The organism is Flammeovirga sp. AWQ4_249 (assembly GCF_056161045.1).
In genome coordinates this window covers 1-13,206 of sequence record NZ_JBSWYJ010000029.1, presented here as the reverse complement: position 1 = coordinate 13,206, position 13,206 = coordinate 1, and the positions used below count along the sequence as shown (strand labels likewise).

Sequence of the window (13,206 nt, the reverse complement as noted above, 5' to 3'; positions counted from 1 at the left end):
TTAAAACTTATGATTTTAAAACAAAAAAAAGGACACCCTACTAGGATGTCCCTTTAACATAATTAATCTATTCTCTAACGCTCTCTTTATTATAATCTTTAATTATTTCCAACCTTTTAGTACATCGAATCCAACGCGTACACCTGCCATAACTTGGAAGTAGCCTTCTTTTGTTGGATCAAAACCTGATGCTGCTGGCTTAGTATTTGGAGCAGTGCTGTAGTAATCTTGAGCATTGTCCATGTACATACCTACAAGGTGGAATCTAATATTTTTACCTTCCCAAGGGTAATATTGAAGTGCAAGTTCGAATTGATTTACCTGATCAATTTCTGCAACAGAACCTTGTGCTAAGCTACCGTCAATATCACGAATGTTGTTGTACACATACTTCACATATGGTTTGAATTTCTTACCGTTATACATCACCTTGATAGGCATTGATTGGTATAACTTGTCATCTTGGAAGTTTGGCATATTTGCTGACATTGCGTAGTCAGTATCAATAATGAAATCGCCAAAGAACCATTGTAGACCTACGTTTGCTGAGAATGGAGTACTAGAATTTAAATCTTCTTTATCATCGATTACAGTGAATGACGCTGCTGTATTGATTTTATCTTTGATAATATATCCATACCAATAGACGTTGTATTCAAAGTTATGCTGATTACCAAGTGAATCTAAATCTTGTGAATTTAGAATTTGAACACCAAATGATTGACCTGAAGTTGTATTATACTGCGCAGTGATTCCTGTCTTGTATACACCAAGGTTATATCCCATAACAGACCACATGTATACATCATTTGGATCATAATATTGTTCGAATGTACCAACATTCATAAAGCCTTTACCAGCTTGGAAGAACCAGTGACCATTATCTGATTGGTAAAATAAATTCGCATATTGAATTGCATCAGAAATACCACTTTCTCCAATATTATTTGTCGTTGGTGATAATAAGAAACTAAAACCTATATTTTTAGATAAAAGACCATCAATACCAAAACGGAAATCTGAAAATTGGAATTTTTGATCTGCTGCGATATAATCACCATTGTTATCTATTTGACCGTAGGCTCTATAGTCCATACGTGCATCTAGAGTTACAGATAAGTTCTTCTTAAAGAACTCTCCATATTTTTTTTCTTTTACAGCAACTGAATCTTTATTAGTAGTGTTATCAGTTGTGTCTTGTGCTTGAACATTGGCCAAAACCAATAATAAAGAAGCAACGAATAAAGTAAATTTCTTGATCATAATTGTCTAGTGTGTAGTTCCTTTTTTAAAAGGAGAATCTATGTGTTGAGATTGTTTATTGAAATATCTGAGATAACGAAGTGTGTTTTGAGAATGCTTAATAAAGGCAGCGAAGTTTAATAATTTAGAATCTTCTTCTAATTGGGTAAGAATTCGATAAGAAATCATATTCACCTCGCCAGCCTTTTAGATTAGATTGTAATCTCAGGAAATATATTTTTTATTTTTCTAATTCTGGAGCTTCTTTAATACAAAGTGTTTTGTATTTGATCACACCATCTACTACGTCTCTTTCTACACCGTGGATATCTTTTTCATAACCAGGGAAAGCATTTTCATACTTTTCTAAGATCGATAAGTAATTGAAGATTGATCTTCCTTCTTCATCTAGAATTTCACCACCCATCATTACTGGGATGCCCGGAGGATAAGGAACAAGCATCACTGCAGGAATTTTGTTCATCATGTCTTCAAGGTGAGTATATTCTACATTTTTACGAACTACTTGCTCATAAGCATCAGCAGGTTTCATTGCTTGTTTTGGAAGGTGTTCGAATGCTGATTGCATTTGTTTTAAGAAGTCATTCTCTCTATAGAAGTTGTGCATTGCATCACAAAGGTCTTTTAAGCCCATTGTTGCATACATATCTGATTCTTCTAATAAATTAGGGAAGATTTCTTTGATAGAAGTATTGTTATCGTAATCCTTTTTGAAGTTTAAAAGAGCTGATAATAATTCTCCTTGTTTTCCTTTTGAAGTACCAAAAGAGTGTAACATTAAGAATGAATAAGTATCTGTTTTCTCATTTACAATACCTTTATTCATTAAGTAATCTGCTACAATTCCTGCTGGGATGCCTTGTTCAGTATAAGTACCGTCAGCGTTGATACCAGGCGTAGTGAATGTTAATTTGATAGGATCAAGAAGAACAAAATCATCTTCAAGGTTATCAAATCCATGCCACTTGTCTTGAGGATTTAAAATCCATGCATCTTGGTTAGAAGCTAATATTTCAGGAGCTGTTTCAGCAAAAGATTCTCCTTTATATTCAGTTGGTTGCCACATATTGAAGAACCATTCTCCTTGTGCCGCAAACTCAGCATTCATCTTTGCAACTCTTTGTCTTAAAGCAATTGCATCCAAGATATTATCATGACTCATTTGCTCACCATTATCGTGCATCATTTTAGTAGATACATCAAGTGAAGCAATCATTGGGTAGTTTGGTGAAGTTGAACCGTGCATCATGTACGCTTCGTTGAACTCATCTGGATCGATTGTTTCCTTATCACCATCCTTGATATGAAGCATTGAAGCTTGAGAGAAAGCATTCAATAACTTATGTGTTGAGTGAGAAGTAAACACTGGAGGGTGTTCTTTGTTCTCATCAGGAGTCATTCCGTAGAATCCATCATAGATTTTGTGGAAACGAGCGTATGCATACCATGCCTCATCAAAGTGCATGTATTTTACATGATCTCCTAATTCTTTTTTCACTTTACGAACATTGTAAGCTAATCCGTCATACGTTGAGTTTGTTAAAGCAGACATAACTATGTCTTTGCCCATATCCTCATCCGTAACGATTGCTGACTCTGATTTTTTATGTAAAGCTGCATTCGCTGTCATTTCTGACATTTTAACCGGTCCAATAATACCTAACGCATTACGTCTTGGCATCATGTACATTGGTTTTGCATTCGTGATCACCATGGCATAGTTCAATGACTTATGGCAGTTACGATCTACTAATGCTAAATCGTTTCTTGATACTTGAGATCTCCAAATGATTTGGTTTACTGTAGAAGTACCGTTTAAAACGTAATACGATTTATCTGAATTAAATGTCTCAGAAGCAAATTTTTCAGAGTCACCAATTGGACCTGAGTGATCTAATAAAGATCCTAAATCTGGAACTGAAATTGAAAGATCAGAACGTAAAGTATTTTCACCAAAGAAGTTATAAAGTGCTGTACCTGCAGGAGATTTTTTGAATCCTTCGCCACCCATATGACCAGGTGTGTGCCATGCATATTTATACTCGTCTACATATTTTACTAAACCTTTAAAGAAAGGACCATAATTACTTTCAACATATTCTTTAATCATATGTGAAAGACGTCCTGCCATAAAAGTAATTGTATCATCATCTAACCAATAGAAACCATTTGTAGCTTCCAATATTTCAGTTGGGATATCAGTTGCTTCGCTTTTTTCAGCTAAGATGAAAATTGGTAAATTTTTAAATTTTTGACGTAATTCTACTATTGTATCTTTTTTCAATTGATCATCTGCATCCATGTTGATGTCGATCAATACACCAGCGATTTCTCTTTGGCTAGCACATAGGTCAATTACGTGATTTAATTTCTTTGAAGTTAATGTTGTAATGTTATCCTTTCTAAGCGTTTCAACTAATTCATTCAGTCGTTGTTTTTCAAACTCATCACGAAGATGATCAGCGACTACCAATAATGGCCATTCTAATAGATTCATAATTGTATTTTATTTGTTGTTTTTCTTGATGTTACAAAGGTGAGTGTTTTAGATTTAAATCGTTGGTAAATAATTACTTTCGATTGGTAAATTTTGCACTAATTCCTTTTTCTGTAGTAACATTACTCTTTGTTATACGCACATTAAAAAAGATTAAATTTCTTAATCTGCTTGAAGAATTTTAATTTTTGTCTGTTGTTGACTTTATACTCTCATCTCCAAAAATTCTTATATCTCTTTGAAGAAGTGATTCATATAAAGGTTTGATACCCATTGCTCGCATCATCATTGCAGCAACTAGGCAAACTATACCCATAGGTAATAAAAGTTGATATTGCCCTGTTAATTCCGCCATTAAAATTACGCCCGTCAAAGGTGCTCCTACAACCGCTGTAAAAAATCCAGCCATTCCTATAATTGCTAGTTCAGCAGAATATTGACTTAGACTAGGTGCAATCAGAGCATATACTTTTCCTAAAGAAGCACCTATAAACAGCATTGGAGAAAATACACCACCAACAACTCCACTACAAAATGAAATTGTACCACCTATTAATCTTCCAAAAATTAATGCTATTAAATCAGATAATGATTGAGGTTCATTCAAGTGATTAGCAAGTAATTCCATACCTGAACTATTGTAATCTGAATCAATTTGGTATAAAAGAGCGAATGAAAGAGCTACAACAATAAATGTAGTGTATGGTACCTTAGCTTTTAATACATCAAATACTTTGTAACCCATTTTTAATGCATATAAAAATGCTGCTCCAGTAATTGCCATAAAAATTCCGAAAAATACAAAAGTTAAATAATGTATTTGAGAAATAGCTTCAATGTGGTTTACTCCTACAGGTATATCTAATTTATCTCCAACAATAAATTGTGCTACCCATGTACTAACAAAAGAGGCAATCATAATGCCTGTATATGATCTGAAATTAAATTTAAAAGAGGGTCTCATCTCTTCTATCACCAATAAAACACCTGCTATTGGTGCATTAAATGCTACTGCTAAACCAGCTCCTGCACCACAAGCTAATAGGTGATTTTTGATATCTACTTTACTATATTTAGGTCCTTTCCAAAACCTAGTTAGCATTTCACCTATGGCACCTCCCAGATGAATAGTTGGTCCTTCTCTACCAACAACCATCCCTCCTAATTGTGCAGCTATACCACCAAAAAATTTAACTGGAACTACTTCTTTCCATTTAATTTTTCTCTTTCCAATCATGGTTCCTTCAACTTCCTGGACACCACTTCCTCCAGCTTCAGGAGCAAACTTTTTCACCAAGATGTAGGAAATAAAAGTACCGAGTGCCATTATGATAACAACGCCAGTATCTGATGTATATTCAGCAATAAATTCTCTAAATATATTAAGGTGATTCGTAAGGTAATTGTATATTCCTCCAACTAATCCGACAAGAATACCTACTGCCAATGAGAGAACTAATAGTAGTCTTGTTTCCTTTGTTATTTCTTTTCGTGTTTGTAATTCCATAATAATGAATCGAGACAAAGTTTATTTGATAAAATATGTTGACGAATTCAAGCGATGAGTGTCATTAAAGTTTGATTGATAAATAGACTACGGTGTTAAACAAGTATTACAATTTAAATCAGTGAAGTCATGAAAGGTGGTTGTAGAAAGAATAGTAGAGGTAAGACTAAAAGTTATTTTTAATAAAATATGATACTTCATTTATTTCATTACTTGTACTCTTTTTTTATTTTAATATATATCTAACTGATTCTTTGCTGTTTAATAACACAGTAAATGTCATTTTTTTTATTTATTGATATGAAAATAATTATTTGGATAGGTCTAACTATTAATTTTAAATGAAAAAGAGAGAAAAAGTGAACTAATACCTTTCCTCTCTTTATTTATTTTTATTGAAATTAGAAAGAAACTTTACCCATGTACATTAAGATCACTGCAGCAATACCTGCTAACATAATTAAGATCTCAATAATTCTTTCATTTCTAGTATAAAGTTGTTTTCCAGCTTTAACATCATCTTTATGTGCCATTCTGTAGAAAGGAATACCAATTGCGTAGAAAATCATTGCCATTAGTAAGTAACTAACTCCAGCAGCATAAATTAACCAGATACAGTATAACGTTGCGAATACACCGATTAATAAAGCTTGCTTTCTTTTCTTAGCATCTTTGATAACATCTTCTCCAGAAGCTGCTTTCCATAAATACATTGCTGACAATAAGTAAGAAGGTAGAATCATCACACCTGCGATATCAATTGCTGCTAAATATACATCACTTGCAAAAGCTACACAAAGCATACCTGCTTGCATGATACCAGATGAGATAAACATTGCTACTGCAGGAGTTCCGTTTTTGTTTTCTTTTTTGAAGAATGCGGGTAATACACCATCTTTAGCTGCATCGTGAGGTACCTCTGCAACTAAGATTGACCATGCAATCCAAGCACCAGATACTGATAATAAAACTGCAATATTTACAAAAGTAAGGCCCCATTTACCAACAGCTATTTCTAATAAACCACCTGTAGATGGGTCAGCAAGTTTTGCTAAATCAGGTTGGTGCATTAAACCAAATGCTAATACTGAGATTAAAACATACATTAATAATGCAGTAATGAAACCAATGATTGTTGCTTTACCTACATCTGAAGCCTTTTTTGCTTTAGAAGCGATAACTACAGCACCTTCAATACCAATGAAGCACCATAGAGTAACAAGCATTGTAGATTTTATTTGAGCACCTAATCCTGCAAGATTGTAAGTTTCTCCCCAGAAATCATGTGTTAATGTACTCACTTTGAATGTTATAATAAGTACGCCAATTACGATGATCAAACCAACAAATTTCGCGATTGTAGAAATTGTGTTGATGAATGTCATATTTGCACCAGAGATAGATAAGAAGTTAATTGCCCATATTAAAACTGATCCTAAAACAATTGTTTGCCAGCCATGATTTAATAATACAGGGAAGAATGCACCAAGAGCATCATTAATCATTACTGCAAATGCAACGTTACCTAATGCTGCACTTATCCAATATCCCCAAGCTGAGTTAAAACCTATATAACGGCCAAAACCTGCTTTTGCATAACCATAAATACCTGAACTAATATCTGGGCGACTATCTGATAATGATTTAAAGGCTAACACTAATAAGCCTACGCCAATACCTGAAATAATCCAAGAGATAATAACTGCTCCTAACGAGGCTGAAGCTGCCATATTTTGTGGGATATTAAAAATACCTCCACCGATCATCGAGCCAAATACGATTGCCACGAGACCCATTAATCCAACTTTAGTAGATTTTTGTGCCATAATTGTTTATTTATTTTAATTGTATTGATTTCAAAAGGAATGAAACACTTTTATTTCAGTGTTACTTTAAATTATGAATAGATAATTATTTCACCTTATTTTTATCGTATTCTATATCAAAAGATTTTTCTTTTTTTGACTTACTAGTTTTAAAAATTGATTGTTTCTCCAGTGTAGTCATCTGAAAACATATCAAAATCATCATTAATATCAATGGTAAATTGATTTTCTAGGTTTAAATCATTAAAAACTTTTTCAGTTTCTTCGTCTGTTAAATTAAATGTGTCTAATAGATCAAATTTTTCTGATATTAATAAATTGTCATTTGATTGAGCGTGCATAATGTTGTTTATTTTATGTGATTGTTTTTGATTATGATACAAAGATGGCTGAATCAAAAAAAAAGGATTAGTAAATAAATTAGAGGAATTGGTATAAAATAATTTTTCTATAAAAAAAGCCCTAATTAGGTCTTAAAATGAAGGTATTTAATCGTAAATAATTTACAAGTAAGTAAAAAACAGAAAAAGCGACTATTAATTTATGTCTAGTACTATGATAAATAAGCTATGATTTAAGAAGATTTTTCTAGTCTAGTGACATATATATGATAAGTGTTTGATATAAATTATATTTTACCAATTAGAAATAATTTTTTACTTATCAAACTTTTATAAAAAACTGACTTTTGTACTATCAAATAACAACACTAACGCACTACATCATGAAATTCAACACAAAACATTGGTATTATAACTTATTTGTAGGGTTATTATTAATTACAATTAGTTTTTATTTTCTCATCAATCCGCTAATGGATATTTATTTTGCTAAAATCTCATTTAGTTTCTTTTTTATAATAAATGGGTTATTTCAATTCTTTATTGGTCTACTTGAATTAAAGAAAACCATTAGAAGAGGTTGGGATCTTATATCTGGTATTTTATCGGTAGGTCTTGGAATTTATTTAATGATGAACTTATCGATGACTTTAGAAATATTGAATATTGTAATTTCAATATATTGTATTTATAAAGGAATTGAACAAATGTCAGCTTCATTATATCTTCAAGCCGAGAAACTAGGATGGACATTCAGCAGTGGTTTATTGAGCATTCTTATTGGTATAACTTTATTATTTTTCCCTCACCTATCTCCTTATATAATTTATGTTCTTATCAGTATAATGATCATGAATTTGGGTTGGATGGAATTAATAGTTGCAAGTATTTTTTTTAAAAAGGTAAAACTTCAAAGTACATTAGGCAAAATATGAAATTAGTTAGTCAAATTTTGTGATTCACTAGAAGTGAAAAACAGTTAAACTTAATATAATACAAAAACATTCAAAACAACATCACAATGAAATTCATCACAAAAAACTGGTATTTGAATATATTAGTAGGACTATTATTTGTTGCTTCTAGCTTTTATACAATATATGATCCTTTGATTAGTTACGCCTCTGCTGCTGTACTATTTAGTATTTTATTTTTAGTAAGTGGTATAACTCAAGTTTCCTTTGGAATCAGTAATTTAGGAAAACATCAAAGTGGTATTTGGGATATTTTTGTTGGATCAATTACTTCTTTACTTGGTATTTTTCTAATGAGCAACATTGGGTTTAGTATGGAAACATTAGTTTACTTTATTGGATTCTTTGCGATTTATAAAGGTTTAGAACAAGTTATTATCGCTATGACCACAAAATTTAAAGGATATGGTTGGATTGTTTCAAGTGGTATTATTAATATCTTATTTGGTATGATGATTCTGTTTAATCCTTTCCTAGGTACTATGACGGTGGTATTCTTAATCAGCTTAGGTTTATTAAGTACAGGATGCATGGAAATACTAATAGGTATTCAACTCAAAAAAAGACAGAATTTAGAAGAGCATCTAAAAGTTGCTTAATTCATATATTGATAACCCTTTGATTTCACGATCAAAGGTTTTTTTTTATATCATTAAACTAATTCATTCCCATAACATTGATAACATTTATTTGGAATCTTCTAAATATTATATAAATTTGAGTTGAATTTAACTTTAATACTACGTCAAAATTCGCAACTTAATAAATACCATTCAACTTCAGATTATTATGAAGCATTCTACCTTTAACGATCGATATAAATTATTTGGATTCCTACTCATTACAATTTTAAGTACTTCCTTTAAAGTAAATGCGCAATCCATTAAAGAGAAATATCCCATTTATTCTAGTGCGGATACGGAAATCGAATATGCATTAGAGAGTCTGTATGGTTATAAAGGAACAACCGAAATAAAAAATGTATATACTGGCAAGAAAAAAGGGCAGTATAATTATGGCATTTACGGAATCAATTTCACGTATAATAAAACAGTTAATCAAAAGGAATTAGAGGCTTTGATTTCTAAAATCGAAAAGGATTATGGTATTGATCTAAAAGTACAAATGCGTACAGAGACAGATCAAAAATACAAAGGATCAAAGAAAAATATTGAATATGAATTAAGTTACATCAATAATCAACTTGTTTTTAGCTATGAAGATTTTGATTATTATTCTAAATACCGAAAAAAAGCCTTGAAGGATAATATTAAGGATTTTCGTAAAAAGAAATTAGAAGGAAAAGTTGTTATCACTAAAGATGATTCATTATAAAAAAGTCTTCTCTGAATTAATCAGAGAAGACTTTTTCTTTAGAGGTATTTCGATTTTATGTAGTAATAAATTAATGGACCGAAGATTAAAATTAAAAATATAGGTAGGAAATATACTCCTAACCCACTGGCCTCAATCTGTGTCACTTGATAAATAATAAAACCAAAACAGACTAAAATAATTAATTTAATCAAACGTATTAAACGTGTTGCATTTGTATACTGTTCTTCTGCATTTGCATCTGTAATCTTAAGAGGATAGTTAAACAAATGTGGTATTTTATTAACTAATGTAAGAAGTATGTATAAGAATGTAGAAACTAAGGGCAGAAATACTAAAATTTTCTTGGATCCATAATGATCAGGATTTCCTAAAGCATTAAAATGAACGGCGACTTTTTCAGGTAGGTCACTATAAGCCTTAATAAGAATACCCCATACTACAAACAATAAAACAATACTAATTACTTCGAGCGATTTATCATAAGTGGATAAATGTAACTTTATTTTGGGTTGCTGATTCATAACGTTAGTAATTTAAAAATATAAGATAGTACATATTTATTGTACGTATTACATTTACAAATGTTTGTTAACTTCAGCTAAAATTATAAAAATAATTATAATTTACTGATTTTGAGAGATAAACTCTTTTCCACTGATATCAATAAATTTAATATTCAAATCTTCAATTGTATTATTTTCATATGGCATTTTCAAGATTGCTTTACTTCCTAAAGGAAAAACTAAGCTTCTCTTGTTGTATTTCACTTCATTTATATAGATGTTTTTATATATAAATTGTTTAAAATCATTCGGGAAGAAACGCTTCAGCACTTTACCTTCTTGATTTAAAACTTGAATTTCAATTACGAATGCACCATATGTTTCAGGGCCTTTATCTCTAAATGCAGAAAATGTAATTGTATTATTATCTGATGTTACATCATCAATTACAAAATGTGGTTTAACAGAATCATTACGTAATTTACCCCATACTCCTCCATGTAAAAGTTGATTTGTTCCAATTACGTAAAATAATATTAATAGGCTTGAAGAAACAACGATTTTAGTGTAGTCTTTTCGTTGCAGTAATACCTCTAAATCAGTAATCCAAATCCATATTTTTGTTTTTGTAAAACTATATCCTTTTTGATTAATATAGGTATCTAAAGAATATGATCCACTGCCAAACAAAAGTAATACAACACCTACAGTAGTTAATAAAGAGGCTATTTGCCATTCATCCAAACATGTAGGCCCTAACCACCCTGCCGTATGCATAAGACCAACACCAAGATTAATAAGCAAAAATCCTGTCAACCTTGAAGAAAGTCCCAATAATAAAAGTACTCCGACTATTAATTCTGAATAGGTAAATACATAAGAGAACCAATTCATTTGAATAGGATTCCTAGAAAGGTATTCTAGTATATCATAGAAGAAAAAATTGGCTTGCGGAAAGAAAGTATTAATCTTATGCCCAATCCATTGAACGCTTTCAATATCATGCTTTCCAGGAGCTAAAACAAGTCTTCTTAAAACTGCTGCTAAAAATAACCATGCTGTGACCAGACGTAGAGGAAGAATTACTCCTCCAATAATTTTTGTGTTTTTCATAAAAAAGAGTTTGAATGTCGTATAAAACAAAATTCTTAATAAAATAATTCAAACTGCATGTTTATATTTCCTATAAAAGTACCTCAATTTCCCTTTTTATCTGAAATCATTTTTTTTCGGAAAGCTGAGGGTGCATAATTTGTCAATCGCTTAAAGAATTTTGTGAATGTTTGTGCATCCGTAAAATTTAAATTGTAAGCTATATCACTAATAGATTCTTCTGTAAACTGTAGCTTTCTTCTAGCTTCTAGTAATCTACGTTCTTGTATAAATTTCAAAGGTGAATCATAACCTTGTTTGATAAATACATTCGATAACGTTTTAGGGGATTTATGCATCATATCAGCATATTCAGCTACAGTATGAATTGTTTTGAAATTTTTCTCTACTAAAAAGGTAAATTGTCTTATGATATCAAATTGACTTTTTTGGATGTCATATAATTGCATTTGAAGTTTATAACGTCGTGTAGTCACAATTAAAACCTGCTTCATAAGTGTTTGAAGCATGCTTCCTTGTAGATCTCCAGGTATTGAAAATTCTGAATTCATAAGCTCCCAACATATTGTTAATTTATGAATATCATCAACTGTCAAATCAATAATGGGTAATTGAAATGCACCAAAAAACAAAACACCTTTACAATCGACCTCACTATCATGTTCGACTATACAGTAAAAGTCTCTATTGAACTGAAACATTTTAACATCACCCAATTGCTCTACTTCCAAGTGATAAAACTCTGTTAATGTTATAACTTGATTTTTTGTAAATGTATAAGTCTTATCGTCTATTTTGATAGAAGAGTTATCATCCAGAAACCATAAAAATGTTTTTTCACGATCAATTTTTTGAAATAATGCAGTATAATCTTCTGCATTCAATTCTTCTATTCTAAAATGTTGTCCATTTTTCCCTTTAAAAATCATTCTTTCTTTATGTTATTCTAGTTTATTTAAGTTCAAAAAAGAAAAAAAAATTCCTTCTTGAAAAAAATATTGACCTTTTTTAGGAATTAATAAAATTAAAAAGCTATATTTGACCAATCAGTCAAAAACAAACAATAAAATTTTAATCAACTATGAAATTAATCACAAAATTCATTATCAATCTAGGAGTATTAATCCTATTGACAAACACAGTAACTTTTGCTCAAAAAGATTACGGTGTGACTGAAAACACACTACAACCTGGCTTAGAAGTAGGTGACAAAGCCTTTACTTTTGAGGGAACAACACAAAATGATAAAGAATTTAATTTAGAAGCAGCTCTAAAAGAAGGTCCAGTAGTGGTAAACTTCTTTAGAGGATCATGGTGTCCATACTGTGTAAAGCACTTGATCAATGTAAATGACTCATTAAGCATGATTCAAGATGCAGGTGCAACATTTGTAACAATCACACCAGAATCAAAAGAAAGATTTACTGCATTCGCTCAGAAAAAAGGATTTAACTTCGATCTAGTAGAGGATTCTAACTTAGATATCATGAACGGTTACAAAGTAACATTCGAAGTAAATGAAAGATACACGACGATGTTAAAGAAGTATGATAACGATTTGACGAAAACAAATGCCGTTAAAAAAGCTTCATTACCTGTACCGGCAACTTTTATTATCGGACAAGATGGTAAAATTATCGCAAGACATTATAACCCGAATTACACAGGTAGAATGAGTGTAAAAGAGATTTTAAACTCACTTGAAAGTATCTAATACAATCAAAATATTGTTAATTCAACTAACAAGAGAGTTTAAAATAAACGCTGTCCGTAATTTTTAAATTTTATATATTGAAAATTATGGCAAAGCAATCACAAAAAGAGAGTGCTGAGTTTCAAAAAAT

At 31.1% G+C, this 13,206-nt stretch carries 12 protein-coding genes; 4 read left to right on the top strand and 8 right to left on the bottom strand.

Annotated features, from left to right (window positions below; translation table 11 throughout):
- Positions 1 to 102: 102 nt before the first annotated feature.
- The 5 genes from ACXAHM_RS18480 to ACXAHM_RS18460 form a co-directional block, all read right to left on the bottom strand.
- Positions 103 to 1,263, bottom strand: a complete 1,161-nt coding sequence (locus tag ACXAHM_RS18480; RefSeq protein WP_474962935.1) for a hypothetical protein — start codon at positions 1,261 to 1,263, stop codon at positions 103 to 105.
- Positions 1,264 to 1,483: 220 nt separating this feature from the next.
- On the bottom strand, positions 1,484 to 3,760 hold the full coding sequence (locus tag ACXAHM_RS18475) for an Orn/Lys/Arg family decarboxylase (protein WP_474962933.1): 2,277 nt from the start codon (positions 3,758 to 3,760) through the stop codon (positions 1,484 to 1,486).
- Positions 3,761 to 3,941: 181 nt separating this feature from the next.
- A complete protein-coding gene (gene clcA / locus ACXAHM_RS18470) occupies positions 3,942 to 5,267 on the bottom strand; it encodes a H(+)/Cl(-) exchange transporter ClcA (protein WP_474962931.1) in 1,326 nt (441 codons plus the stop codon).
- Between the two features lie 401 nt (positions 5,268 to 5,668).
- The gene (locus ACXAHM_RS18465; RefSeq protein WP_474962929.1) at positions 5,669 to 7,093 is read right to left on the bottom strand and encodes a basic amino acid/polyamine antiporter; all 1,425 of its coding nucleotides are present in this window, start codon (positions 7,091 to 7,093) and stop codon (positions 5,669 to 5,671) included.
- 149 nt (positions 7,094 to 7,242) lie between these two features.
- The gene (locus ACXAHM_RS18460) at positions 7,243 to 7,434 is read right to left on the bottom strand and encodes a hypothetical protein (protein ID WP_474962927.1); all 192 of its coding nucleotides are present in this window, start codon (positions 7,432 to 7,434) and stop codon (positions 7,243 to 7,245) included.
- Between the two features lie 383 nt (positions 7,435 to 7,817).
- On the opposite strand from ACXAHM_RS18460, the gene ACXAHM_RS18455 reads away from it, so the two are divergent.
- From ACXAHM_RS18455 to ACXAHM_RS18445, 3 genes are all read left to right on the top strand, one after another.
- Positions 7,818 to 8,369 carry an HdeD family acid-resistance protein gene (locus tag ACXAHM_RS18455; protein WP_474962925.1) on the top strand — a complete coding sequence of 184 codons (552 nt, stop codon included), beginning with the start codon at positions 7,818 to 7,820 and terminating at the stop codon, positions 8,367 to 8,369.
- 86 nt (positions 8,370 to 8,455) lie between these two features.
- Positions 8,456 to 9,007 (top strand): HdeD family acid-resistance protein, encoded by a 552-nt coding sequence (locus ACXAHM_RS18450; protein ID WP_474962923.1) that lies wholly within the window; start codon positions 8,456 to 8,458, stop codon positions 9,005 to 9,007.
- 190 nt (positions 9,008 to 9,197) lie between these two features.
- Positions 9,198 to 9,743, top strand: coding sequence for a hypothetical protein (locus ACXAHM_RS18445; protein ID WP_474962921.1), 546 nt, complete (start codon positions 9,198 to 9,200; stop codon positions 9,741 to 9,743).
- Between the two features lie 38 nt (positions 9,744 to 9,781).
- On the opposite strand, the gene ACXAHM_RS18440 is transcribed toward ACXAHM_RS18445, so the two are convergent.
- From ACXAHM_RS18440 to ACXAHM_RS18430, 3 genes are all read right to left on the bottom strand, one after another.
- Positions 9,782 to 10,267, bottom strand: a complete 486-nt coding sequence (locus ACXAHM_RS18440) for a DUF1648 domain-containing protein (protein WP_474962917.1) — start codon at positions 10,265 to 10,267, stop codon at positions 9,782 to 9,784.
- Between the two features lie 102 nt (positions 10,268 to 10,369).
- A complete protein-coding gene (locus ACXAHM_RS18435; protein WP_474962913.1) occupies positions 10,370 to 11,362 on the bottom strand; it encodes a TQO small subunit DoxD in 993 nt (330 codons plus the stop codon).
- An 83-nt stretch (positions 11,363 to 11,445) separates the two neighbouring features.
- Positions 11,446 to 12,291: a helix-turn-helix domain-containing protein gene (locus ACXAHM_RS18430; protein WP_474962911.1), complete on the bottom strand. Its 846-nt coding sequence runs from the start codon at positions 12,289 to 12,291 to the stop codon at positions 11,446 to 11,448.
- A 152-nt stretch (positions 12,292 to 12,443) separates the two neighbouring features.
- On the opposite strand from ACXAHM_RS18430, the gene ACXAHM_RS18425 reads away from it, so the two are divergent.
- Positions 12,444 to 13,076 carry a peroxiredoxin family protein gene (locus ACXAHM_RS18425; protein WP_474962909.1) on the top strand — a complete coding sequence of 211 codons (633 nt, stop codon included), beginning with the start codon at positions 12,444 to 12,446 and terminating at the stop codon, positions 13,074 to 13,076.
- Positions 13,077 to 13,206 lie beyond the last annotated feature (130 nt).

Bases quoted from the DNA above. Each gene is read 5' to 3' on its own strand.
- ACXAHM_RS18480 (WP_474962935.1), bottom strand. From the start codon at position 1,263: ATGATCAAGAAATTTACTTTATTCGTTGCTTCTTTATTATTGGTTTTG.
- ACXAHM_RS18475 (WP_474962933.1), bottom strand. From the start codon at position 3,760: ATGAATCTATTAGAATGGCCATTATTGGTAGTCGCTGATCATCTTCGT.
- clcA (WP_474962931.1), bottom strand. From the start codon at position 5,267: ATGGAATTACAAACACGAAAAGAAATAACAAAGGAAACAAGACTACTA.
- ACXAHM_RS18465 (WP_474962929.1), bottom strand. From the start codon at position 7,093: ATGGCACAAAAATCTACTAAAGTTGGATTAATGGGTCTCGTGGCAATC.
- ACXAHM_RS18460 (WP_474962927.1), bottom strand. From the start codon at position 7,434: ATGCACGCTCAATCAAATGACAATTTATTAATATCAGAAAAATTTGAT.
- ACXAHM_RS18455 (WP_474962925.1), top strand. From the start codon at position 7,818: ATGAAATTCAACACAAAACATTGGTATTATAACTTATTTGTAGGGTTA.
- ACXAHM_RS18450 (WP_474962923.1), top strand. From the start codon at position 8,456: ATGAAATTCATCACAAAAAACTGGTATTTGAATATATTAGTAGGACTA.
- ACXAHM_RS18445 (WP_474962921.1), top strand. From the start codon at position 9,198: ATGAAGCATTCTACCTTTAACGATCGATATAAATTATTTGGATTCCTA.
- ACXAHM_RS18440 (WP_474962917.1), bottom strand. From the start codon at position 10,267: ATGAATCAGCAACCCAAAATAAAGTTACATTTATCCACTTATGATAAA.
- ACXAHM_RS18435 (WP_474962913.1), bottom strand. From the start codon at position 11,362: ATGAAAAACACAAAAATTATTGGAGGAGTAATTCTTCCTCTACGTCTG.
- ACXAHM_RS18430 (WP_474962911.1), bottom strand. From the start codon at position 12,291: ATGATTTTTAAAGGGAAAAATGGACAACATTTTAGAATAGAAGAATTG.
- ACXAHM_RS18425 (WP_474962909.1), top strand. From the start codon at position 12,444: ATGAAATTAATCACAAAATTCATTATCAATCTAGGAGTATTAATCCTA.